Here is a 24382-nt window from a genome sequence, read left to right as displayed (position 1 = left end):
ATTAGGGGGAACAAAATATGTATTGCGGAATCGTTGGATTTACGGGATTAAATTATCAATCAGCACCAATCTTGTTGAAGGGATTGGAAAAGCTTGAATACCGTGGGTATGATTCTGCGGGTTTGTTCGTTGCTGACCAAGCATTGGGAACTGATCAGCTAGTGAAAGAAAAGGGTCGTGTTGCCCAACTTGAGGCCTTGGTTAGTACAAAAAATGTGACTGGAACAAGCGGTATTGCACACACGCGGTGGGCAACTCATGGTGTGCCATCAATTAATAATGCACACCCACATTTGTCAGCCGATGGTCGTTTTTACTTGGTTCACAATGGTGTGATTGAAAATTACTTAGAATTAAAGCAAGAATATTTGGCCGATGTGACTTTCCATTCAGACACTGATACGGAAGTTGCCGTCCAATTAATTGGTAAGTTTGCGGATGAAGGCATGTCAACATTTGACGCCTTGCGTAAGTTGATCAGCTTGTTAGACACGAACTCTGCCTATGGTTTCTTGCTGATGGATCGTAATGAACCAGACCGTATGTACGTTGCTAAGCAAAAGTCACCATTGCTAATCGGTGTTGGAGAAGACTTTAACGTGGTGACGTCGGATGCGGTGGCGATGTTGGATCAAACGCACGATTTTATTGAGTTACATGATGGTGAAATTGCGATTATTGACCCAGATAAGGTGCAACTCTTCGATGCTGATGGTAACGAAACGGCCCGTGAGCCATTCCACTTGGACATTGATGCTTCAGAAACTGATAAGGGTACGTATCCTTTCTACATGTTGAAGGAAATCGATGAACAGCCAATTGTGATTCGCCACTTGATCGAGAAATACCTAGATAATGAAGGTGGCGTGCACGTTGGTCAAGCCATTTTGAACGATCTTAAAGCAGCCGATCGTTTGTACATTGTCGCTGCCGGTACGTCATATCACGCCGGTTTGGTAGGTAAGCGCTTATTTGAACAATGGGCGGGTGTGCCAACTGAGGTTCACTTGTCATCAGAGTTTGCTTACGAGCAACCATTATTGTCAGAGAAGCCATTCTTTATCTTCTTGACGCAATCTGGTGAAACTGCTGACTCACGTGAAGTGCTTCAAAACGTTAACGCACAAGGCTTTAAGTCACTGACGCTAACTAATGTCGAGAAGTCGACGCTATGGCGTGAAGCAACTTATGCATTGCCATTGTTGGCAGGCCCTGAAATTGCGGTTGCCTCAACGAAGGCTTACGTGGCGCAAGTTGCTTTGCAAGCAATTTTGGCTTATGCGATTGCTGACCGTGCAACGCTTGGCTTTGATTTGGAACAAGATTTGTCTAAGATTGCCGTGGGTATTCAAGGAATTGTTGATGACAAGGAAACGTTGCAACAAGTTGCTAACCAATATTTGGTTGAGTCACGGAATGCCTTCTTTATCGGCCGTGGTGTTGACTCAACAGTTTCGCTGGAAGCGGCACTGAAGTTGAAAGAAATTTCATACGTGCAAGCTGAAGGATTTGCGGCTGGTGAATTGAAGCATGGTACGCTGGCCTTGATTGAAGACGGCACACCAGTAATTGCTTTGATTACACAAGCAAAGACAGCTGGCCTAGTTCGTGGTAACTTGGCAGAAACGCAAGCGCGTGGCTCACGTGCTTACACGATTGTGACGCAATCATTGGCTAAAGAAGGTGATGATTTCATCTTGCCTGATGTGAATGAGTTGTTGTCACCATTGTTGTCAGTGGTACCAACACAATTGTTGGCATACTACACATCACTCGGCCGTGGCTTGGATGTCGATCGTCCACGTAACTTGGCCAAGTCGGTTACTGTTCAATAAGAGTTTTAAAAAGGAAGCCCAAGACGTCTGTTTCGTCTTGGGCTTTTTGCTAAAGGAGTTGATGAGCCGTATGGCCAAGCAACTCCTTTTTTGTTGTGAATTTTTAGGCCATTTTATTTTTTGAAAATGGCACGTACTATTTCTTTTCAGATTCAAGTTAAACGTTTAACAAGTTTACAACTGTCAATTTAGCAGTGTGGTTATTTACAGAATACTAGTTTATATTGGGTAATGTTGTTTTGACGTGCGTAAATAAGTGGTGTTGTCTGCAGTAGTAGTAATCGGAATTGGTATAATTTCTAATTATTAGGTGGTGCATTCTGATCGCCATACATATATTGGTATCATGAAAATAAAAAATGGTTAGTTGCGGCTGCATATTGATTTTTGGATTGATTGGGGTAACCCAAGTGATGGAATCGGTACAAGATATTCCGTTTCCTGTATGGCACGCAACTCGAATATCTACAGATACTTCTCTGAAATCTTCAGTTGTATACAAAGTATTAAAAGGTAAGTCAGATAAATTTGACGTCACGCTGTACGTATATTTATAGATAAAAATGTATGTTAGGGCTACTGGCCGTAATGGATGTTGCTTAAAAAATATATACCACATATTTGGGTACATATTTTTTAATTCGAAATCGATTAATAATTTGTTATAAGGTCCGTACAAAGTGGTGATGTTTTTGGAGTGAGAAATAGTTTTAAAAGAGGTAGAAGTTTGTCAGACGCCAATTTGTCAACGATTGTTGGTGGGAGGGAGCTGGTTGGATTGGCTTGCTTCAACCGGCATACGATCTTGTCCGTGGAGTGGCTGCAGGTGTTAAGAACGAAATTCGTAAGCATGGAGCGTAAGAGCAATAATCTGATATAAACGTTAGATTATTGCTCTTAAGGAGATATATGTCAAAAAGCCAGAAAATTATAAAGTCATTAAAGTTAATTGGCTTATTGTCTTTGTTGGAAATAGCAATCTTTTTTATTATCGAACTTAATGTGGGAAGTATTGCATCGTATTTTATGATAGGTGCAATCTATGTTGGAGTGGTCGTACTTTTATTTAGAAGTAATTTAATTATCAAAAAATTAATACCTTGGAGATTCGTGTGTTTAGGTATTTTCGTAGGGGTACTGCTACTGCTGTTTCAATTGCTTGTTTCAAGAATTACGAATTTGCACGGGGAAACGGCATTAAATGATTCTCAGACTACTTTTAATTTGTTTTTGCCAACTGCGGTAATAATTGCGCCTATCATTGAAGAACACATTTTTAGATTATATCTTCCAGCAGTGTTTAATAATAAAATATTAGGATTTGTTGCTTCTTCTGTACTTTTTGCGTTGTTTCATAGTAGTCATGATCTAACTTCGTCAAGTGTATACATGGTAATGGCGCTTGCGTTCAGTTATTTGTATATTAAAAGTAATAATATATGGACATCGATAATAGCCCATTCTTTGTTGAATATTATGATTGTTATTTGGAACGTTTTAGTATAGCTAATACTTATTCAGACATGAATAACTGAATGAGTATCGAGGAAAGGAACAATGTTATGAAAAATATTGGTGGTTTTACACCCTTCTCGGAGATGCTGATGATATCAAAGCCGGGTTCAAAGATGGCATTAATTACGGTATGAAACATTAATTTTATTGAAATGTAAGCATCATTGAACAATGATGCTTACATTTTTTATGAGGACATAGTCATGAAATTCGAATACATATTAAAAAAATAAATACATCAATAAATTATTTTGTGTTATTCATTGGGATAATATTTTTGCAGCAACTGGCGGTATTACCGTTAACTATGACAAGTCACATAAATACTGGATTTCCTAAAATTATTTTAACGATTATTGGTTTTGCAATTCAAATTGCTATTGCTATTTTTTTATATAACAAGTTATTTAAAATTGGCGAATATACAAAGGATGTTAGCGTAAAAACCGTTAGAAAATTAGCTATGATTTTGCTTAGCGTTTTGCTATCTATGGTTATTATTCAAATATGTTCAAACTATTTACAGGATATGAGTGTAGTGACTAATACTGACAATCAAAAGGCGATATTGAAATTATATAAATATAATTCAGTGGGATTGATTATTGAAACTGTCATTATTGCTCCTATTTTAGAAGAACTGATTTTTAGGGGCGTTTTTCTTTCCGGATGGTCTACTGTGTTTGGAATTTCCAAAATAAGTTTGGGATCAGGAATTTTTATTAGCTCCGGGATATTTGCACTGTTGCATACTTCAGACTTCTCAATAAATTTATTACCGTATTTTGTGGTTGGAGTAATTCTTGCAAGTTCATATATAAAAACCAAGAGAATAGAAATCCCTATATTGGGGCACATGTTCCTGAATTTTTTGGCATTTATAATATAAAGCATTATTTGATTGTGAATTATTATCGGAGAGTTTGAGGATTATAAATGATTAAGACGATACTTTTAATAATTGTTGCGATACTAAGCGTTCTGGGATTTATTTCTGTTATTCTCAGATTCTTCAGCGCAAATCCTGGAAATAACAAGATTAATTTAGAATTGTTAATTCTTTTTCTTGGGTTGGTACTAACGTTATGGCAGCTGACGTATTTCACGGTTTTAATAGCTACTTTAGGTGCACTTGGAGTCTTGTTAGAAACCAAAAGTGAAAGTTAATATTTTGAACTTTTCTTAGGCGGCTGATTTTACTTTTTTGAGATCGGCTGCCTTTGCTTATGGGTCATTGAGTAGGGGCTATTAAACACGGTTTACATCTGTAAACTGACCTTGCTTTTATTAGAGAAAAACATGGTACATAATTGTATGAAGGATTAAGGCGTTTGTATGGCTAATCAAAGATTGTAATTAATGACGTAATCGAGGAGGAATAGGCGTGGACGCAATTAAAGATTTTGAAATATTTTCAGCAACAAGCAGGCAATTAGAACGATATGCACATTAATAAAAAGAGGATTGCCCAGATTGTCGCACTATTAATACTAATAATCGTATTTACAATCTTGGCAACAACCATAAAACAAGGAACAGCATTATGGTTTCTTTACCTATTAATGAGTTGGCATATTGCGTTAACGGTAATAAACAAACATTTTAAATAAATATAAAAGCACGCCTAAATGGGAAAGGAACAAATCAATGCACGCTATTAAAAATCAGTTGATATTATTAATCATCATTGACTTGCTGATTGTCTTACTATTTGCACTACGCATACTTAATATTATAGGAGCTGGATTAAATTACGGCGTATCAGGAATAATTTTAGACATGCTGGTCGTTATACTATCAGCCTATATTATTAAAAGTAATGGTTCATATTTACAATTAAGTGGGAAAAACGTCTATAAGTATTTTGTATACGGATCTGCCTTTTTAATATTCTTACCTTAACGAAAAGGCTAGCTGTTCTTAATGTGAGCAGCTAGCCTTTTCGATTTTAATTGCGTCATAACCGTGATTTGAACCTTGTTTAGTTTACGGTACGCCAAATTAACAACAAATTCCTGGTATACTTAAAGAACGAGTAAGTCCAAGGAGGACCTTTGAAATGAAGTTAGAGAATATGCCAGCAGAGTTCGTTGCGGCATTGCCAATTTTAGAAACGATTGAGGCGGCTGGCTTTGAAGCGTATTTCGTCGGCGGATCAGTCCGCGATACGTTGTTGGGTAAGCCAATTCACGATGTGGATATTGCCACATCGGCGTATCCAGAGGAAGTGAAGGCTTTGTTTGAGCGAACAGTGGATACGGGGATCGAACATGGCACAGTCATGATTCTGGATCACGGTCAAGGATATGAAACAACGACTTTCCGAACGGAGTCGACCTATACAGATTTTCGTCGTCCGGATGAGGTGACGTTTGTTCGTTCCTTAGCAGAAGATTTAAAGCGCCGTGATTTCACGGTTAACGCCTTTGCGTTGACCAAGGACGGCGAAATTATTGATATGTTTGATGGTTTGTCAGACATGGACAATCATATTTTACGCGCCGTTGGCGAAGCGGAAGAGCGTTTTCATGAAGATGCGCTACGTATGATGCGGGCAGTTCGTTTCGCAGCACAGTTAGACTTCAAAATTGAAGCAGCCACATTGCAAGCTATCAAGGACAATGCGCCATTATTAGCTAACATTGCAATCGAACGAACAAACGTAGAGTTCACCAAGTTGCTACAAGGTAAGGCGGCTCGCTACGGTCTGTTGGAAATGATTGCAACGAATTTAAATCAGTATATGCCCGGCCTTGAGGTGGTTGATATTGATTTGATTGGTTATGCGGAACTATTAGCAGATGCGCAACCTCAAAATGACGTGGCAGCGTGGACACTATTAGTATTTGAGCTTGGCCTAACACCAGAAGATGCGGTTGTTTTCTTGAAAAAGTGGAAGCAATCTAATGATATGGTTAAGACAATCAAGGCTTCAATTAAGTTGCTCAATAAGCTCCGATTAGGTGATGTCGCGGCCTGGGATTTGTACGAAGCTGGTAACGCCATCGACAACGTGTTAGCGGTTGCTAAGTTGAGTGAACTGGTTGTTGATGTCGCGGGGCTTAAGTCACGCTATGAAGATTTGAAGATAAAAAATAAGGGTGAGTTAGCCTTTAACGGTGGTAACCTAACCAAGGAATTGGGGATGCAGCCAGGGCCGTTATTTGGTAAGATTCTGGCAACGCTTGAGCAAAAAGTGGTTGCGGGTGACCTGAACAATAGTCATGATGTGCTTTTGGCAGAGGCACAAACAATGGCAGAGAAAGCGAAGAAGTAAACGATGAAGCAATTACGTGCGACTGATTTAAAGAGTGTTTATGGTGAGAAGACCTTGCTTGACCAAGTTTCTTTCCTAATCGAAACGGGTGACCGTGTCGGAATTGTCGGGGTAAACGGAACTGGCAAGACGACGTTATTGAACGCCATTTCGGGCTTGAATCCTGCCGACAGTGGATCAATTAATACACCAAACGACTATACGATTGGTTATTTGCAACAAGAGCCACCACTTGATGGCGACAAGAAAGTGATGGAAGCTATTTTCGCTGGTGCACAACCAGTGTTCCAATTGATTCGAGACTACGAGGCAGCTTTGGAGGCGTATTCAGCTAATCCAACTGATGAGAAGTTGTTGAACCGTTACACGAAGTTGGAACAACAAATGACGCAAGAAGATGCTTGGGTAGCGGAGTCTGAGGTTAAGACGATTTTAACGCAATTGCATTTGCCTAATTTGGATTTGCCTGTGTCGGCTTTGTCTGGTGGACAACGTAAGCGTGTTGGATTGGCACAAGTGTTGATTCAAGCGCCTGACTTGTTGCTGTTGGACGAGCCAACTAACCACTTGGACTTTGATTCTATTGAGTGGTTGGAGAAGTACTTGTCTGATTACAAGGGTGCTGTGATGACGGTTACCCACGATCGTTACTTCTTGGATATCGTGACGAACCGCATTTTCGAAATGTCATTTGGTAAGTTGTACGAATACATTGGTAACTACGAGAAGTATGTGACCTCTAAGGCTGAACGTGTTGAGGCCGAAGCGGTTGCTGAACACAAGTCTGCCCAACTTTACAAGAAGGAATTGGCTTGGATGCGTACAGGTGCGAAGGCCCGTTCTACGAAGCAAAAGGCTCGCGAAAATGCCTTTGCTGACTTGGCAGCACAACAAGGTACCCGTCAAGTTGAAGGCGATGTTGAAGTGAACATGGGACAGCAACGCTTAGGTAAGAAGGTTATCAACATTGAACATGCCAGTTTGGCCTTTGATGGCCGTGTGATTTTGGATGATTTCAATGAATTGATTCAAGCGAACCAACGTATTGGGATTACGGGGCCAAACGGGACTGGAAAGTCAACGTTGTTGAATGCAATTGCGGGTGTTCAGCAACTAGATTCTGGTGTGATTGAAATCGGTGAGACGGTTAAGATGGCTTACTACACACAAGTGACGGAACCAATTCCTGAGGACAAGCGTATGTTGGCGTACCTATCCGAAGTTGCTGAAGAAGTGACTGACCGTAACGGTAACGTTGTATCGGCTGCTGAACTCTTGGAGCAATTCTTGTTCCCAAGCTTCATGCACGGCACGTTGATTCGCCAATTGTCAGGTGGTGAGAAGCGTCGTTTGTACCTATTGAAGTTGTTGATTCAACAACCAAACGTGTTGCTTTTGGACGAACCAACTAACGACCTGGACATTGGTACGTTGACGGTTCTGGAGGATTACTTGCGTTCGTTTGCAGGCACGGTCATTACCGTTTCCCACGACCGTTACTTCTTGGACAAGGTAGCCGACCAATTGATTATCTTCCAAGGCGCCGGCCGCATTACGCGTTACCGGGGCATGTTTAGCGATTACCTAGCTGAATTTGGGGCGCCGACGACGGATGCACCAAAGCCAGTTAAGCCCACTGCAGAAAAGAAACCGGTTGTCGAGGTACCTAAGAAAAAGAAGTTGACCTGGTCTGAGCAAAAAGAGTGGGAAACGATTGAGGATGACATTGCTGAACTTGAGGGTAAGATTAGTCAAATTGAGGCTGACATGGTCGAAAATGGGGCTGATTTTGGTAAGTTGAGTGAGTTACAGGCACAATTAGATGAGACAAACCAAGCGCTCGAAGATAAGATGATGCGTTGGGAAGAATTGTCAGAACGCGTAGAGGGGTAAGCGATAGTGGCTGAAAAGATTTTGATTTGGGCACAGACTAATAATGGCACAATTGCATTAAATGGCTCGATTCCATGGCGACAGAAAGCTGATATGAATTTTTTTAAGGAACAAACGATTCATCAAGTTGCTTTGATGGGGCGCAACACCATGCTGAGCTTTGGCGGGCGTGCCTTGCCAGAGCGAATCAACATGGTGTTAACGCATGATGAAATGTTGGATGTGCCTGCCGGTTTTGAAAAAGTCTATACAATGGCCGAAGCGGAGCAGATTGCCGATGAAAAAGGCATGAAACTGGCGGTTATTGGCGGTAAAGCAATTTATGATAGCTACTTACCAGTGGCAGATATCTTGTACGTCACCTATTTAGATACTGATTTTATGGGGGATGTTCTCATGCCACCGGTGGATCAAACGGTATGGATTGCCGAAGAGATTGCCTCTGGACGCGCTGATGCGGATAATGATTATGATTGGCGGATTGTGAAATACACGCGCCGATAAATGTTAGCCATTTGGAACAGTTTAAAAAGTGACAAATGGTTAGAATAGGCGTAAACTGTGACAGTAAAATCATTTTGGCCAGAAAAGGCTAAGAGGTAGAAAAAATGAAGTACGTCGTAACTTTCTTTTGGACGTTCATCCTTGGCGAAATTATCGGTTACATCGGTAGCGCCTTGGAAGGAACTTCATACAACGCAACTGCAACGTCTCTATTTGCGATGGTGATTGGTGCAATCGGTGCGATTGCATTTGCTGCTATTTCAAAGTCTGCTGCGCCTAAGGATGCAGCTCACGCTGAAGACTAACAGTTGATTACACGACTCTAAAGACCACTCACGTTCTGCGGGTGGTCTTTTGTTATGCAAATCGCTATAATGAAATTAAGTTAAAACGAATTTGAACGAACATGTTCGGAAAGGAGCCCACAATGGTACCGTTACAGACAAAGACAGCCTTTAGTTTGTTACAAAGTCCAATGATGCCGGCCCAATTAGTTAAATCTGCCAAGGCAAAGGGCTACACCGCTGTGGCAATTACGGATAACAATGTCTTGTATGGCATGGATAATTTTTATCGCGCAGCGAAGGAAGCCGATATTAAGCCGATTTTGGGCTTAACAGCCACGTTACACGGCCTTGTGACATCACAACCTTATCCGATTGTCTTTTTAGTTGAAAACCAAACGGGGTATCACCACCTTTTGGTGATTAGCAGCTATATACAAACCCATGACACCACCTCGTTTGCGGATATTGCACAATTTTTATCAGGCTTATATGTGATTTTGCCTGCCGTTGGTGAATTGTCGGTTGTACTAGGGGCAGAACCGGAACGGGCATTGACAATGATTCAAACGTTGATTACCGCTTCAACAGCTGACCATGTATTTCTGGGTGTAACACCAACAATGCGCCCAGAATTGTTAACTGCTATGAAACAATTGGCTGACACCACGGGAGCCCGTTTATTAGCGATGGCGGAAGTAACTTATGCTGACGCAAGTGATCAATTTGCTGCGCAGGTGATTCAAAAATTGGGGCAAGGTGAGGTCATTACGAATGTTGGCCAGGCACAGAGAGAACCGGCCACAGCGTATTTGCCGACTGTCAGTGAATGGCAAGCATCGTTTGAAACGGCTGGTCTAGCCGAAGCAGTTGCGAATACCGATTGGATTGCTGAACACTCTGATTTTGAGTTGGTGAAGTCGGCTGTGACGTTGCCTGCTTTTACGACACCGAATGGTGAGACGTCCGCTGATTATTTACGAACTTTAGCCCAAACGGGATTGAAAAATCGATTGCATGGGCTTGATGTTGATGCGTCTGTTTATCGGCAACGGTTGGATGAAGAGTTAGCGGTTATTATTGACTTAGGGTTCGCGGATTATTTCTTAATCGTTTGGGACGTGATTAATTTTGCACATAAGCAAGCGATTCGGACGGGACCTGGTCGTGGATCAGCCGCGGGTTCATTGGTTGCTTATACGCTATGGATTACGGATGTTGATCCAATTGCGTATGATTTATTGTTTGAGCGATTTTTAAATCCTGAACGTGCACAAATGCCAGATATCGATATTGATATTCCAGATAACCGCCGTGAAGAGGTGCTTGCCTATCTGCATGAAAAGTATGGACATGAGCGGGTAGCGCAAATTATTACGTTCTCGACTATGGCCCAACGTGCAGTTATTCGTGACGTCGCCCGTGTGTTTGGACTAAATCCTAGTCAAATTGACACACTATCAAAGGCGATGCCACGGGATGCTGCTGATTTAACGGCAGCCTATGAACAATCACAGCCGTTCCGCAATGCCCTCATTGATGTGCCAGTGGACGGTGAGTTACTTTACGAGACAGCCCGTAAGCTAGAAGGGCTGCCACGTAATTCATCTTTGCACGCAGCAGGTGTTGTGCTGTCAGCCGATCCATTGGTTGATACAATGCCAGTGCAACTGGGTGAAGATGGTCGGTTGGTGACCCAATTGCCAAAGGGACCGGTAGAAGCGCTTGGTCTTTTGAAAATGGATTTCTTGGCATTGTCGAATTTAAATATTTTGGACATTGCGCTACGTGAAATCCAGAAACAAGAAGACAGTGCTAATTTCAATATTGCGACGATTGATTTAAATGACGACGCGACGTTAAGATTATTCCGGCACGGAATGACAAATGGGGTCTTCCAATTTGAATCGGCCGGGATGAAGAATATTTTGCGGCAACTACAGCCCGATCGCTTTGAGGACATTGTCGCCGCGAATGCGCTTTTCAGACCTGGACCAATGCAGAATATTCCGCATTTCGTGGCCCGTAAACATGGTCAAGAAGCTCAAGACGTACCTGACCAAAGTATGGCTGATATTTTAGCGCCAACCTATGGCATCATTGTGTACCAAGAGCAGGTTATGCGTGTTGCCGAACAATTTGCGGGCTTCTCACTAGGCGGTGCCGATTTGTTGCGTCGTGCGATGTCTAAGAAGGATGGCGCAAAAATTGCGGCCATGAAGGCAGATTTCGTTAATGGGGCTGTTGCAAAAGGACATGATAGTCAGGTCGCTGAGCAGGTGTTCGGTTATATCGAGACGTTTGCACAGTACGGGTTTAATCGCTCCCACGCGGTTGCTTATTCGAAGTTAGCCTTTCAACTTGCTTATATTAAGGCGCATTATCCAGCAGCTTTCTATAAAGCGGTTTTGAATGATGCCATTGCGGATAAGAAAAAGGTCAGTACATACATTGCAGAGGCAAAAGCTTCGGGAGTGACTTTACTAGGCCCAAGTATTAATCACTCTTGGCAAGGTTACTCGATGAATAAAGCGGGTGCCTTACAAATGGGTTTGGCTTCGATTAGTGGTATGCGCCGAGATTTTCGTGAATCAATTCTGCGTGAGCGTCAGGAAAATGGGGCGTTTAAAGATTTGGGTAACTTAATTGGTCGTTTAGAGAGCAAATATCGAAAAGCTGAACAATTGGAACCGTTAGTGTATGCGGGTGCCTTGGATGAGTTTGGTTACAACCGTGCCTCAATTCTGGCATCATTGCGCGGGTTCATCGACGCGGTTGGTTTAGCCGGTGAATCGATGTCGCTCTTTGCGTCGCTGACGCCGAAAGTACGGGAAGTTGATGAATTGCCATCGGCAGAAAAATTAGGTTATGAACGTGAGTATTTGGGCGTTTATCTTAGTGGACACCCAATCGAACCGTACTTAAACGCGATACCTGAGAATAAGCGTTTGGATATTGCCTCGCTGGCAGTAGGAATGAACCAGGCAACGATTATTGTGTATGTCGAAAATGTCAAAAAGATTCGCACTAAAAAAGGGGATCAAATGGCATTTGTTGATGGGATGGACCTAACAGGTTCGATTTCTATTACGTTATTCCCACAATTGTTTATGCGATCAGCAGCATTATTGGAACCGGAAAAAGTACTCGTTGTGACGGGTAAAGTCGAACAGCAACGCGGGCGTGACGACATCCAAATCGTGGCAAATACGGTGATGGATGCGGGAAAAGCCATTAAACGCTTTGGCAGTGCCAATAGTCAAGGACAACCGGAAGCACTAACTAGTCGGGCAACCGGGCGGTGGTATTTGAAAATAACAGCCGCCGCTGAGGCAGCAGGCGCGCTTGACGCGTTAAATGTTGTGATTCAGTCACATCATGGCAAGAATCCAGTTTTGGCGGTCTATGAGGCGACGGGTAAAAAGTTAGCACTTGGCCAACAAAATTGGTTAACCGATGGGGATGACACCTTAAATGCCTTACAACAGATTTTAGGGGCTAATAATGTTGTATTTCAGTTAGACTAAGAACAATTCGGACGACTTATCAGACGATAGGTCGTTTTTTTGGCTAAAAACGAACACTGTCGTCAAGCTGTAATACAAAGGGCTATCAAAAGCCGGATAAAGTGCGTTACAATAGACAATAACTATCCAGGTGGATAAATACGGATTAGATGCTGCGGGTATGAATCCCAATCGGTGTTGGTCTGGAAAACAGAGGATAAATCTATGGCAGAAGCAAAAGTGTTAACCGCACAAGAAGTGCACGACTTGGTTGCCGGCTATATGAATGAGGAGCATGTTAAAAAGGTTGATAAAGCCTATGATTTTGCGTGCAATCTCCATCAAGAACAAAAGCGTAAGTCTGGTGAACCTTACATCATTCATCCTATCCAAGTAGCAGGTATTTTGGCTGACTTACATATGGATCCGGATACAGTAGTGGCGGGATATTTGCATGACGTTGTTGAAGATACAGATGCAACTTTAGAAGATGTCGAGCGTGAGTTTGGTCATGATGTTGCTGTTATTGTTGATGGGGTGTCAAAACTTTCAAAGATTGAATACAAATCATCACGGGAGCAACTAGCTGAAAATCACCGTAAATTACTGTTGGCGATGTCACATGACATTCGTGTCATCATTGTGAAATTGGCGGACCGTCTGCACAATATGCGCACATTGAGTGCGTTGCGTGAGGAAAAGCAGAAGCGGATTGCATCGGAAACGTTGGAAATTTACGCACCACTTGCTGATCGTTTGGGAATTATGACGATTAAGTGGGAGCTGGAAGATATGTCGTTGCGCTATCTAGAACCAGAAGCCTATCACGACATTGCTAAGTCAATGCAATTACGACGCCAAGAACGGTTAGAGATTGTTGACCAAGCAGTTGATGACATTGAACACGCAATTACTGAATTACATTTGAAGCATGCTGAAGTGTATGGTCGGCCAAAACACATTTACTCAATCTATCGGAAGATGGTTGACAAGAAGAAAAAGTTCGACGAAATTTACGACTTGTTGGCGATTCGTGTGCTGGTAGATACGATTCCGGAGACATACGCTGTTTTGGGAGCTATCCACGCCCGTTGGACGCCGATGCCAGGTCGCTTTAAGGATTATATCGCGTTGCCAAAGGCCAATGGTTATCAATCGCTACACACATCAGTGATTGGACCAGGTGGTCGTCCACTTGAAGTTCAAATTCGTACGTACCAGATGCATGAAGTTGCTGAATTTGGTGTTGCTGCACACTGGGCGTATAAAGAAGGTAATTTTGCGGGTGCCGATGTTCAAAATGCCGATCAGCAAAAGCTGAATGTGATTCAAGGAATTTTGGAATTACAAGAAGACGCTCGCGATGCGGACGATTTCATGGAGTCTGTAAAGGGTGATTTGTTTACTGACCGAGTGTTCGCCTTTACGCCAAAGGGCGATGTTATTGAACTTGCCAAGGGGGCAGGACCATTAGACATGGCGTACAGTATCCACACAAATGTTGGTAATCACACAACAGGAGCTAAGGTTAACGACCGCATGGTACCGCTTGATTACCCAATTAAGACGGGTGATATTGTTGAGATTGTGACCTCACAAAATGCTAAGCCAAACCGTGACTGGATGAATTTGGTTTCAACACGTCGCGCTCGTAATAAAATCAAGCAGTATTTCCGCAAGCAAGATAAAGCGGAGAACATTGCAGCCGGCAAGAAGATGGTGGCTGATTGGCTCAACGAGGAAGGTTTTGATGTTGATGAATTAATGTCAGCTGAAAACGAAGTGAAGTCGGCCGAAAAGTTACATTTCTTGAGTGTTGATGATATGTATGCATCACTTGGTTTTGGTGATTTGAAGCCGCAAGGTGTCGCAAACAAGTTTACTGAAGAGAAACGTGCAGAACTGGAAGAAGCACGTCAGGTTGCTGAACAACGGGCTATTTTGGAAGAGCATCAGACGATTGAGAACGATTCAAAACGAGCCAAGGAAAAGCCACAGCACGGCGAAGATCGGATTGTTATTCAAGGTGTTGATAATTTGCTGGTTCGGTTAGGCCGTTGCTGCACACCTGTACCTGGTGATGAAGTAATTGGTTATGTAACCAAGGGCCGCGGTGTATCAGTTCACCGGCTAGGTTGCCCTAATTTACGCGCTGCTGAGACAGAAGGTCAACGCTTGGTTGACGTCGCTTGGGAAAAGCCAGACGGCGACACTAAGAACGAATATGAGGCGGACTTGGCAGTGACTGCAACCAACCGTAACAAGTTGTTGAATGACGTGATTCGGACGGTCAACAACACGACAAAGTCATTAAACTTTGTTAATGGGCGCATCGATCACAACAACAACGTTAATATTTCAATGAGTGTTGGTGTCCGAAACTTGGATCAATTGGAACACATTATGGATTCGATTAAGAATGTCAAAGATGTCTACGAAGTAAAGCGAGCATTCAAATAATGAAGGTTATTCTACAACGCGTGTCAGAAGCCAGTGTTACCGTAGCCGGTAATCAGCTAGGCGCTATCGAGCAAGGTTTTATGCTACTGGTTGGTGTTCAAGATGCTGATACAGACGCTGAATTGGATTATTTGGTACGAAAGATAACTAATTTAAGAGTGTTTGAAGATCAAGCTGGTAAAATGAACCTTAGCTTAACGGATGTTGATGGTGCGATTTTATCGATTTCACAATTCACCCTTTATGCTGATACACGTAAGGGGAATCGACCCAGTTTTACAGCGGCGGGTGCCCCGGATTTTGCTAAGAAGATGTATGACCGATTTAATACAAAATTAGCAGCGACCGGTGTTCGCGTTGAAACTGGTGAATTCGGGGCTGATATGAAAGTCAGCCTCGTGAATGACGGACCCGTAACAATTGTGTTTGATACGGATAATAAATAGCTGATTTTAGGCTATGTCAAATAAAAATCATAGATTAGCCGTACAATCCCCTAGTAATATGCAATGATATTGATAGTATTGTAAGTCCGATATATGCTACAATATGTTTATACAAATTAAGCATTTGCGAAGGGATGTAATGTTATGGCAGAGAAGTTGATTCAATTGCGCGTTGAGGACAACGTCAAGGACAAGGCTGATGAGATTTTCAAGTCACAAGGTTTGACAACTCAAACGGCCATTAAGATTTTCTTGACGCAAGTTGCGAACACTGGTGAGTCACCATTTAGTAACTTGTTCTCTCGCAATCAGTAATTTGTTTAAAGTGAATAGAGATATCGGTTGGGCGTGTGCTTCAAGTTTCCTGGGTGGGTAACCAGGGGGATGAGAAGTGCGCGCTTTTTTGTGATTTGGAGGTAGGTTTTATGGAGATTATATTGATGGTGGTGTTGCTGGCGATTACTTTGGCGTTTGGCTGGGCAGCAACCAAATTAGGGATGGCAAAGGTTGTTGGCCAATTAATAGCAGGTGTGGTTGTGGGGCCGGCATTGCTACATTGGGTTGAACCTTCGCATTTGATGCACATTGTGTCAGAGTTTGGCGTACTGTTGTTAATGGTTAACGCCGGTCTTGAAACGGATGCTCGTCAGTTACGTGATAATTTCAAAGCAGCGAATTTTACAGCGTTGATGGGTGTTATTGCACCGTTGGTCGTTTTCCCAGTCATTGCGTTGGTATTTGGTTATGAATGGCAAATTGCGTTGTTTTGGGGTGTCGTGTTTGCGGCGACATCAATCTCAATTACCATTTCGGTGCTCGGTGAACAAGGTAAACTTGGGACACAAATGGGCGCGGTTATCTTAGGTGCTGCGGTGCTAGATGACATTATGGCGTTGTTACTGGTCACAGCATATTCATTATTTATTGGGGGTTCAGGGCTTGGTTTAAACACCATTATGCCAATTATTGCGTTTGCATTTGGTGTATTGCTACGTCAATCTTCTCGATCAGATAAAATCTTACATGCTAGCGAAATCTTTGGACAATGGACGGTCTTTCCAATCTTTTTTGGTTCAATCGGACTTAATGTGGTCTTTCATGATCTGTCAAAGACGTGGATAGCGATGGTGGTGCTGACGGTATTTGCTGTGGCGACCAAATATTACGGTGCTGGTATCGGCGCGCGAATGGCGGGACTTGATAAGCACACTGGAAATGCAATTGGCGCCGGTATGGTGTCACGTGGTGAAATGGCGTTGGTGATTGCTCAAATCGGGGCAACTGGTGGTATTTTATCTGGTAAAGTTTTTGGTGAAATTGTTGTCGTAATCATTGCATCAACTTTGATTGCGCCATTGATGATGCGCCCACTTATCAAAAAAGTACGGTGAATATAAAAAGCTGCCTGGAATCTTTGCGATTCAGGCAGCTTTTTAAATGTGCTTACAATGGGTCAACATCGTAGCGCTTTGTACGTAATTCTTGCTTTTGCGCCTTCAATGGCTTAAACAAGAAGTTGAAGTAGGCTTCACGCCATTCATCGAATGAGATCGCCAACGCGGCGATTTCTTCAGGAATTTCGGCGCGAGGAATACGATCGATATCAGGGTGGGCAGCCACGTAGCTATCCATCCAGTCAGCGATCTTGGCGTGACCTTCGTTTTCCTTTTCGACGTTGAACCAGTTTGTTGGTTCAGCGTGAATCAAGTCATCATCGACATCGAACAATTCCATTGTACCGTGGACCTTAAAAGGACGAATCAACGTCACATCTGGGTTGAACTTCCAGACGAAGTTACCAGGTGCCGTTTCTTCAACGTCTTCTAATTGCACAACAGCACCGGCCATACTTGATGGTAGACCAGCTTGCTTAAGTGCGTATGATGTAACAACTAAATCACCGCGGTGATCAGTTCCAAAGGGGTAAACAACACCAATCTTGGCACCGACAAGAATGTCGATCAAGACTTGGGGTTCCATTCCAACTGCCTTCATGAGGGGAAATCTCGCTTTCAAAAATTAATGTCTACTTATTTTAACAAAACTTGCGCAAAAATGCAGAATTAGTTTACATATTATCACTGGCATCTGGTAAACTAGAGTTTAGACAGAAAATAGGTTTACTGACGGCATGTCAGTGAAAACGGCTTTGCCAGCGCTGTGGCATCGGACGACCTGTGAGTGGTTGATGCAGCTGATGTAAAGAGATATATGGAGAAAATAAATATGACACACAAAATTGGCGATATCATCTCAGCTAAGGTGACAGATGAAAATGACAAGTACTATTTCGCACAAATTGATGGGTTAACGTATGAAATCGACAAGGCGGAATTGTTGAAGCCACTCAAGGTTGGTGGCGTTGTTTCAGGGTTTGCTTACGAAAATGAAAAGCATAATTTGCAAATCACAAAAAATATTCCAGACGTTCGCTTGGGTCATTTTGCTTGGGGAACTGTGACGGATATCCGACGTGATTTGGGCGTGTTTGTCAATATTGGGTTACCAAATAAGGATGTTGTTGTGTCATTGGACGAGTTGCCAACAATTAAAGAATTGTGGCCCCAACGTGGTGACAAGCTGATGATTACATTGCGTATTGATAAGAAGGATCGTTTGTGGGGTGAACTTGCTTCGGCAGACATCTTGCAAGCAGTACGTATTCCAGCTAAGGCAGATATGAAGAACAAGCAAGTTAAAGCGACGGTTTACCGTTTGAAGATGGTTGGTACGCTGGTCATTACACCGGACTATAACTTTGGCTTTATTCACCCGGATGAACGGCAACGCGAACCTCGTCTTGGTGAGGAAGTTGATGCGCGTGTTATCGGTGTCCGTGATGATGGTGTCTTGAACTTGTCGTTACGACCACGTGCGTATGAGGCGATTTCTGATGATGCAGCGATGTTGTTGACGCTATTACAGCGTTCATCAACAAAGAGCCTGCCATTTACAGACAAGTCAGATCCAAAGCAAATTAAGAAGTATTTTGGTATGTCAAAGTCACAGTTCAAGCGGGCGGTTGGAAACTTGTACAAGCAACGCAAGATTACCCAAAACGAAAATGGGCTGTTCTTGGTCGAAGAGAGTGACGGCGAGTAAGATGCCAAAACAGGTAGGTCCATACGAAGATAATATGGTTGACTACCTGCACTATTTGACGGTAGAGCGGGGGTTGTCAGCCAACACGCGTACATCATACCGGCAAGATTTGACGCATTTTTTTACCTATTTAATCGACAAGGAAAAATCATTGCCACTCACCCAAGTTGATCGTTTTACGATTATGGCGTTTCTAGGTGAAATGGAGACACAGGGGAAATCACGGAACTCCGTCATTCACATGGTGTCGACCTTAAGGAAGTTTTTCCAATTTGCAACTGATAGTGGCTGGACAACAACGGATCCGATGACCCAGGTTGATCCACCCAAAAAGGCACAGCATTTACCAGCTGTTTTAACATTGAGCGAAGTGGAAGCGTTGTTGGCGGTCCCAGATACCAATACAACGTTAGGCTTGCGCAATCGAACGATGCTAGAAGTGATGTATGCCACAGGCTTACGCGTGAGTGAATTGGTGAATTTACGTTTAGATAATTTGCATCTTGACTTAGGGTTGATTCAAACGATTGGAAAAGGTGATAAGGAACGTATTATTCCGATCGGTGATGTTGCGACGCACTGGCTACAACGTTATTTAGCGGATGGGCGTCCTTTTCTTGGCCGACAACAGGATGAACAGGTGATTTTTCTAAACGATCATGGTCACCAATTAACGCGACAGGGTGTGTGGAAACTCATTAAACAGTGGGTGATAGCGGCGGGCATTACTAAAGACGTGTCACCACACACCTTGCGTCACTCTTTTGCCACGCATATTTTGGAAAATGGGGCAGATTTACGCATTGTGCAAGAATTGCTGGGGCATGCTGACATATCAACGACCCAAATTTATACACATATTTCAAATAAGCGTTTGACTGAGGTGTATCAAAAGAGTCACCCACGCGCTTGATTAAGGAGGCAACATGTTAGTCGTTGTTCGAAAAGATCAACCCAAAATTGCAATGGGCTTGCTTTCATATTTGCCACGCCTACACGATGTTGCATCGGTGCAACGTGAGATTGAATGGTATCAAGCTGACGATTGCCGAGACATTTTGTTGTGGCAGTCTCCGATAACCCAACATTACGTGGCAGTGGTCGGTATCGAGAAAATTTTTGACTCTGCAGTATTACGGTTAGTGGTTTTTGGCCCCGAAGTTGCCGAAAATGAACGTAATCAGGTTGGTGCCGAAATCTATGAAGCGCTGCAAATGCGGTATGCAGACAAAGTGCTAGTGGGCACCATTGCAACCCAACCGATTTTAACGGAATGGCGGAAATTAGCGAATGGCTGAAGAAGTAACCTATCATTTGGATGAGTTCGATGGCCCACTTGATTTATTACTCCATCTAATTAAAGTAAATGAAATGGATATTTTAGATATCCCAATCGTGGCCATCACAGAGCAATATTTAGATTTTTTGCATCAAGCTGAAGAACGCAATTTAGATATTGCAGGTGAGTTTTTGGTAATGGCTGCAACTTTGATGTCGATTAAATCTACGTATTTGATTCCTAAGAATGAAGAATTGACATACGACCAGGATCTGGCGGAGTTTGTGTATGAAGAGGATCCACGTGAAGCGTTGATGGCCCAATTATTGGAATATCAGCGTTATCAACAGGCAGCTGACGATTTGCGTGAACGTGAAGAGGGCCGACAATTACAATTTTCGCGGGCACCGATGGCTATTCCAGAAGATATTGAGGTGGCACCGCTCCCTGAAGGCTTGGGCCTCTTTGATTTGCAGCTGGCGTTCAATCAGATGGTTGCTAATCGGACGAAAAAGCAAGTGCGGCCAAGAACGTTACGTGGCGAGACTTGGTCAATTCGCGAGCAGATGTCACGCATGATGGCAGATATGATGCCTAGCGAACAGCGTACGTTCACGTCGTTTTTTGGTGAAGATGATAGTCGTGATAAACTTGTAACCACTTTTTTGGCGATGCTCGAACTTGTGCGTCATCAAAATTTGGTCGTTACACAGGAAAATGAATTCGGCACCATCCGGTTGCAACTGGGTGACGTGCCATATGATGAGAATGAGGAACTGGACGATGAAGAATAGTCTACAGCAAATTGAAGGATTGCTCTTCGTGGCTGGGGATGAAGGTATCACCGTAGCAGAAATGGCGGCAGCTACTGGTTTTGCAAAACCGGCTGTGATTGGGTTGCTTGAGGATTTGGCAGCGAAGTATGCGACTGATGAAAGTAGCGCGTTAGATGTGCTGAAAACTGACGAACGGTATCAACTAGTCACGAAGACGGTGCTAGCTGATACGATCCATCGTTATTTTACGGCACCGTTAACGACGGCGCTTTCACAGGCTTCATTAGAAGTGCTTGCAATTATCGCTTATAAACAACCGATTACGCGAGTCGAAGTAGACGAGATTCGCGGTGTGCAATCACAAGCAACGATTCAAAAATTAGCGCTGCGTAACCTAGTTGAAGGTCGTGGACGTGCTAATGAACCGGGCCGGCCAATTCTGTATGGTACAACGGAGTACTTCTTAAATTACTTCGGTCTGGGCGATTTAGAAGAATTGCCACCCCTTGTTACCGCAGAAGCACTAGATGCATTACGGGCAAAGCAAGATGTTGCGCTGCCATTAATGACTGAAGAAAGTGGACAATCAGCGTTTGACGTTGATTTGTCTGAGTTAGCTGAAACAGCAGAAAGAGATAATTAATACCTATGGCAGAACGATTGCAAAAAGTAATGGCTCAAGCGGGTGTTGCCTCACGTCGTGCGTCTGAACAATTAATTTTAGACGGTAAAGTGACAGTGAACGGTAAGACAGTTCGTGAGTTAGGTACCAAGGTAGAACCATCAGATAAAATCGAAGTAAGTGGTGAACCAATCGACTCACGAGAAAAGTTGGTTTATTTCTTATTGAATAAGCCACGTGGGGTCGTTACGACGACAAATGATGATAAGGGCCGTCAAACGGTAATGGATATTGTGGATGAACCAGAGCGTGTCTATCCAGTAGGCCGTTTAGATTACGACACGACTGGGGTTTTGCTGTTGACTAATGACGGTGAGCTCGCAAACCGCTTGATGCACCCAAGTTACCGCATCGATAAGGTCTACGTTGCAAAGGTGAAGGGCATCCCAACGAACGAACAACTTGAACAATTACGTCATGGGGTGACGGTGCGAACAAAGCAAAATGGCCGTTATACAACATTTAAGGCTGCGCCAGCTCGTGCTGAAATCACGTCGACGAATACTAAGAATCATACAGCAATTGTCAAGTTGACGATTCATGAGGGTAAGTACCACCAAGTCAAGGAAATGATGAAGGCGGTTGGCCACGAAGTATTGAAGCTGACCCGTGAACGTTACGGTATGCTTGATTTAGCGGGGTTGACACCTGGTGAATACCGCCCATTACGTTATGAAGAAGTGCAAGCCTTGAAGGCCGGCAAGCAATACCGAAAGTCTGCAGGACGTTGGTAAGCTAAAAAAGACGGTTTTGGCCGTCTTTTTTTGTAGGAGTTGAGGATGATGGAAAAAGGACGATTAGAAGCATTTAGTGATGGGGTTTTCGCAATTATCATTACGATTATGGTATTGGACTTAAAGATACCATCGGATGGTAATTGGACGGCGATTATGAATGATGCCTGGATGAGCACCTTTTTAGCTTATTTGGTGAGCTTTATTATTACTGCGAGTTTTTGGGTTAGTCACCATCTGATTATCAGCAATTTAAAGAAAGTTGATAGTGGGTTGCTCTGGATTAATGTATTGACACTGTTACCAATGTCATTGGTACCGATAACGACTGCCTGGTTTGGTGAATTTCCAAATAGTGTTGCGCCAAGCGTAACGTATGGTTTAGTTTATGTCTTATCGGTGGGCGCGTTGTTCAACTTGAGCCACATTGTGTCGAAGCACCTGGCAAATCCAGTTGTTCAAAAGCGGATGCGACGAGTGAATCGTAGTCGAATTGGCTTGATTGCAATTGGATTAGTCGGCACCGGGCTGGCTTTTATTTGGCCACCGGTCACTGGTGGGATGGTCTTAGTGGTTTCGGGTGGGTGGCTGTTCTTACGGGCGGTCGTTCACGTCAGAGCTTTGGAAGATTTGTGATGGTAAAAGTCTGATAGAATATAACAAACTGGTCATTTCGATTTGATCAATAATGCTGATATGCACGAAAGACGGAGGTATAAACCATGGCAACACCGGATACAAGAACGGGTCGTAATTTTATGAAGACTGGCGAAGGTATGTATGATTTCGCAAAAAGCCACAAGGTTGCTGGCTGGCCATTACTATGGAAGCCAATGGGCTGGCTAGGACGTAAGCATTTCAAGAATATTGAGAGTTCGTTGGCTGATGATGAAACGGTTGTGGTAGCCTTTTTAACTAAAATGGCTGGCTTGACGGATGCTGGTGAACCAACCGGCCGTTATAAGTGGTATGCTTTTGCGCTCGGTGATTCAGGAACTTTGTATTTTGCACATTGGCGACCATTCCATTTGGATTCATTACGAATGACCTTGGATCAAGTGAATACGATTAACCCGGATACAGGATTGATTCGAGGACGCCTACAAATTCAAACATTGCAGGGGACGCAAGATTTGACGCTAAAGTGGTTTGCACCGCAAATTCGGCGGATTTATGATTTGTTGAATAATGAAAAGCACACATACGACAAGCTCCGTCACAAGGTTGACTTAGATGGTTAATGCGTGGTAAGGTTACACCAATAATTTAATATCTTCAGGGCAGGGTGAAATTCCCGACCGGCGGTAAGCTGCAACGCAGTAAGTCCGCGACCCGCGAATGCGGTTGACATGGTGTGATTCCATGACCGACAGTAAAGTCTGGTATGCAGAAGAACTTATAAATTGACTGGTAATGGTCGGTTTTTTTACGTCGCCCTGGCGTGAAGAAACCGGCCTTTTAATATGCCAGGTGGAGGATTTGTTTCATGAACAAGACGCGTCGGTTAACGGTTATCGCCTTATTGGCGGCCATTTCGTTTGTATTAATGGTATTTCCACAATTCCCATTAATACCTGGTGCAACTTTTTTAAAGATTGATTTTTCGTTTGTGCCGGTTTTGATTGGTGCACTCATGCTTGATCTAAAGAGTGGTTACGCAATTTTAATTTTACGCTCACTATTGAAGGTGCTCTTAAATAATTCGGGTGTGAATGACTACATTGGGCTACCAATGAACATTGTCGCGATGGGCGTTTTATTGACGGTCATTATGTTGATGGTGGGACATCGTGAGCTGACCGTTAAACGCTTTATCGCGGGATCAATCTTGGGAACAGTTGGATTGACGTTGGCGATGGTCATCTTGAATTATGTTTATGCGGTACCGTTGTATGCGATGTTTGCTAATTTCGATATTAAGGCAACGATTGGTCTAGGGACATATTTGCTTTGGATGGTAATACCGTTTAACTTGATTGAAGGCATCATCCTAACGGCAGTGGCTGGTCTGGTCTTTGTTGCTTTGCGACGTGTCATCACGAACACGCATTCTCAATTAAATTAATTTCAATGATGGTTGGTCATGTTG

The 24382-nt window shown here is 43.1% G+C and carries 22 protein-coding genes and 1 riboswitch; of the genes, 21 read left to right on the top strand and 1 reads right to left on the bottom strand.

Annotation, left to right across the window (positions count from 1 at the left end):
* Positions 1-17: 17 nt before the first annotated feature.
* The 12 genes from glmS (at position 18) to ESE_RS0104225 (ending at position 17111) form a co-directional block, all read left to right on the top strand.
* Positions 18-1835 (top strand): glutamine--fructose-6-phosphate transaminase (isomerizing), encoded by a 1818-nt coding sequence (gene glmS / locus ESE_RS0104290; protein WP_010371801.1) that lies wholly within the window; start codon positions 18-20, stop codon positions 1833-1835.
* Positions 1836-2744: 909 nt separating this feature from the next.
* Positions 2745-3341: a CPBP family intramembrane glutamic endopeptidase gene (locus tag ESE_RS0104285; protein ID WP_010371798.1), complete on the top strand. Its 597-nt coding sequence runs from the start codon at positions 2745-2747 to the stop codon at positions 3339-3341.
* 286 nt (positions 3342-3627) lie between these two features.
* Positions 3628-4239, top strand: a complete 612-nt coding sequence (locus ESE_RS11835; protein WP_050790589.1) for a CPBP family intramembrane glutamic endopeptidase — start codon at positions 3628-3630, stop codon at positions 4237-4239.
* Between the two features lie 1170 nt (positions 4240-5409).
* Entirely contained in the window at positions 5410-6627 is a 1218-nt protein-coding gene (locus ESE_RS0104265; protein WP_010371786.1) for a CCA tRNA nucleotidyltransferase, read from the top strand.
* Between the two features lie 3 nt (positions 6628-6630).
* Positions 6631-8520, top strand: a complete 1890-nt coding sequence (locus tag ESE_RS0104260) for an ABC-F family ATP-binding cassette domain-containing protein (protein WP_010371783.1) — start codon at positions 6631-6633, stop codon at positions 8518-8520.
* 6 nt (positions 8521-8526) lie between these two features.
* Positions 8527-9024 carry a dihydrofolate reductase gene (locus ESE_RS0104255; protein ID WP_010371780.1) on the top strand — a complete coding sequence of 166 codons (498 nt, stop codon included), beginning with the start codon at positions 8527-8529 and terminating at the stop codon, positions 9022-9024.
* Positions 9025-9128: 104 nt separating this feature from the next.
* Positions 9129-9329 (top strand): YjzD family protein, encoded by a 201-nt coding sequence (locus tag ESE_RS0104250; RefSeq protein WP_010371776.1) that lies wholly within the window; start codon positions 9129-9131, stop codon positions 9327-9329.
* 122 nt (positions 9330-9451) lie between these two features.
* Complete coding sequence (locus ESE_RS0104245; protein ID WP_010371773.1) at positions 9452-12835, top strand: DNA polymerase III subunit alpha; 3384 nt, start codon at positions 9452-9454, stop codon at positions 12833-12835.
* Between the two features lie 204 nt (positions 12836-13039).
* Entirely contained in the window at positions 13040-15274 is a 2235-nt protein-coding gene (locus ESE_RS0104240) for a RelA/SpoT family protein (protein ID WP_010371771.1), read from the top strand.
* Positions 15274-15720, top strand: coding sequence for a D-aminoacyl-tRNA deacylase (gene dtd / locus ESE_RS0104235; protein WP_010371768.1), 447 nt, complete (start codon positions 15274-15276; stop codon positions 15718-15720). The genes ESE_RS0104240 and dtd overlap by 1 nt, the downstream gene beginning before the upstream one ends.
* A gap of 144 nt (positions 15721-15864) precedes the next feature.
* Positions 15865-16035, top strand: coding sequence for a type II toxin-antitoxin system RelB/DinJ family antitoxin (locus ESE_RS0104230; RefSeq protein ID WP_003607683.1), 171 nt, complete (start codon positions 15865-15867; stop codon positions 16033-16035).
* Positions 16036-16145: 110 nt separating this feature from the next.
* Positions 16146-17111 (top strand): cation:proton antiporter, encoded by a 966-nt coding sequence (locus ESE_RS0104225; RefSeq protein ID WP_010371760.1) that lies wholly within the window; start codon positions 16146-16148, stop codon positions 17109-17111.
* A gap of 52 nt (positions 17112-17163) precedes the next feature.
* Here the strand turns inward: ESE_RS0104225 and ESE_RS0104220 are convergent, their stop codons facing one another.
* The gene (locus ESE_RS0104220) at positions 17164-17715 is read right to left on the bottom strand and encodes a hypothetical protein (protein WP_010371757.1); all 552 of its coding nucleotides are present in this window, start codon (positions 17713-17715) and stop codon (positions 17164-17166) included.
* 231 nt (positions 17716-17946) lie between these two features.
* On the opposite strand from ESE_RS0104220, the gene ESE_RS0104215 reads away from it, so the two are divergent.
* From ESE_RS0104215 to ESE_RS0104175, 9 genes are all read left to right on the top strand, one after another.
* Positions 17947-18822 (top strand): CvfB family protein, encoded by an 876-nt coding sequence (locus ESE_RS0104215; RefSeq protein WP_010371753.1) that lies wholly within the window; start codon positions 17947-17949, stop codon positions 18820-18822.
* 1 nt (position 18823) lies between these two features.
* A complete protein-coding gene (xerD, locus tag ESE_RS0104210; protein WP_010371750.1) occupies positions 18824-19735 on the top strand; it encodes a site-specific tyrosine recombinase XerD in 912 nt (303 codons plus the stop codon).
* Positions 19736-19748: 13 nt separating this feature from the next.
* Positions 19749-20120, top strand: a complete 372-nt coding sequence (locus ESE_RS0104205; protein WP_010371748.1) for a hypothetical protein — start codon at positions 19749-19751, stop codon at positions 20118-20120.
* Complete coding sequence (locus ESE_RS0104200) at positions 20113-20895, top strand: segregation and condensation protein A (RefSeq protein ID WP_010371745.1); 783 nt, start codon at positions 20113-20115, stop codon at positions 20893-20895. Before ESE_RS0104205 ends, ESE_RS0104200 begins: the two co-directional genes overlap by 8 nt.
* Complete coding sequence (scpB, locus tag ESE_RS0104195) at positions 20885-21520, top strand: SMC-Scp complex subunit ScpB (protein ID WP_010371743.1); 636 nt, start codon at positions 20885-20887, stop codon at positions 21518-21520. The genes ESE_RS0104200 and scpB overlap by 11 nt, the downstream gene beginning before the upstream one ends.
* Positions 21521-21525: 5 nt before the next feature.
* Positions 21526-22293, top strand: a complete 768-nt coding sequence (locus tag ESE_RS0104190; protein ID WP_010371741.1) for a pseudouridine synthase — start codon at positions 21526-21528, stop codon at positions 22291-22293.
* Between the two features lie 48 nt (positions 22294-22341).
* Positions 22342-22929: a TMEM175 family protein gene (locus ESE_RS0104185; RefSeq protein ID WP_010371738.1), complete on the top strand. Its 588-nt coding sequence runs from the start codon at positions 22342-22344 to the stop codon at positions 22927-22929.
* Between the two features lie 86 nt (positions 22930-23015).
* Positions 23016-23534, top strand: a complete 519-nt coding sequence (locus ESE_RS0104180; protein WP_010371735.1) for a hypothetical protein — start codon at positions 23016-23018, stop codon at positions 23532-23534.
* A gap of 26 nt (positions 23535-23560) precedes the next feature.
* Positions 23561-23692, top strand: a riboswitch (FMN riboswitch).
* A gap of 87 nt (positions 23693-23779) precedes the next feature.
* Positions 23780-24358 carry an ECF transporter S component gene (locus ESE_RS0104175; protein ID WP_010371732.1) on the top strand — a complete coding sequence of 193 codons (579 nt, stop codon included), beginning with the start codon at positions 23780-23782 and terminating at the stop codon, positions 24356-24358.
* Positions 24359-24382: the final 24 nt, after the last annotated feature.

Origin of the sequence: Weissella cibaria KACC 11862, assembly GCF_000193635.1 — a bacterium.
Taxonomy (GTDB): Bacteria; Bacillota; Bacilli; order Lactobacillales; family Lactobacillaceae; genus Weissella; species Weissella cibaria.
This window is presented reverse-complemented; position numbering and strand designations above follow the sequence as displayed.

Coding starts and splice junctions, on each gene's coding strand:
- ESE_RS0104215 (WP_010371753.1), top strand. CDS start 17,947: ATGACACACAAAATTGGCGATATCATCTCAGCTAAGGTGACAGATGAA.
- ESE_RS0104230 (WP_003607683.1), top strand. CDS start 15,865: ATGGCAGAGAAGTTGATTCAATTGCGCGTTGAGGACAACGTCAAGGAC.
- ESE_RS0104205 (WP_010371748.1), top strand. CDS start 19,749: ATGTTAGTCGTTGTTCGAAAAGATCAACCCAAAATTGCAATGGGCTTG.
- ESE_RS0104220 (WP_010371757.1), bottom strand. CDS start 17,715: ATGAAGGCAGTTGGAATGGAACCCCAAGTCTTGATCGACATTCTTGTC.
- ESE_RS0104175 (WP_010371732.1), top strand. CDS start 23,780: ATGAACAAGACGCGTCGGTTAACGGTTATCGCCTTATTGGCGGCCATT.
- ESE_RS0104200 (WP_010371745.1), top strand. CDS start 20,113: ATGGCTGAAGAAGTAACCTATCATTTGGATGAGTTCGATGGCCCACTT.
- ESE_RS0104180 (WP_010371735.1), top strand. CDS start 23,016: ATGGCAACACCGGATACAAGAACGGGTCGTAATTTTATGAAGACTGGC.
- ESE_RS0104265 (WP_010371786.1), top strand. CDS start 5,410: ATGAAGTTAGAGAATATGCCAGCAGAGTTCGTTGCGGCATTGCCAATT.
- glmS (WP_010371801.1), top strand. CDS start 18: ATGTATTGCGGAATCGTTGGATTTACGGGATTAAATTATCAATCAGCA.
- scpB (WP_010371743.1), top strand. CDS start 20,885: ATGAAGAATAGTCTACAGCAAATTGAAGGATTGCTCTTCGTGGCTGGG.
- ESE_RS0104225 (WP_010371760.1), top strand. CDS start 16,146: ATGGAGATTATATTGATGGTGGTGTTGCTGGCGATTACTTTGGCGTTT.
- ESE_RS0104190 (WP_010371741.1), top strand. CDS start 21,526: ATGGCAGAACGATTGCAAAAAGTAATGGCTCAAGCGGGTGTTGCCTCA.
- ESE_RS0104245 (WP_010371773.1), top strand. CDS start 9,452: ATGGTACCGTTACAGACAAAGACAGCCTTTAGTTTGTTACAAAGTCCA.
- dtd (WP_010371768.1), top strand. CDS start 15,274: ATGAAGGTTATTCTACAACGCGTGTCAGAAGCCAGTGTTACCGTAGCC.
- ESE_RS0104240 (WP_010371771.1), top strand. CDS start 13,040: ATGGCAGAAGCAAAAGTGTTAACCGCACAAGAAGTGCACGACTTGGTT.
- ESE_RS0104260 (WP_010371783.1), top strand. CDS start 6,631: ATGAAGCAATTACGTGCGACTGATTTAAAGAGTGTTTATGGTGAGAAG.
- xerD (WP_010371750.1), top strand. CDS start 18,824: ATGCCAAAACAGGTAGGTCCATACGAAGATAATATGGTTGACTACCTG.
- ESE_RS0104285 (WP_010371798.1), top strand. CDS start 2,745: ATGTCAAAAAGCCAGAAAATTATAAAGTCATTAAAGTTAATTGGCTTA.
- ESE_RS0104185 (WP_010371738.1), top strand. CDS start 22,342: ATGGAAAAAGGACGATTAGAAGCATTTAGTGATGGGGTTTTCGCAATT.
- ESE_RS0104250 (WP_010371776.1), top strand. CDS start 9,129: ATGAAGTACGTCGTAACTTTCTTTTGGACGTTCATCCTTGGCGAAATT.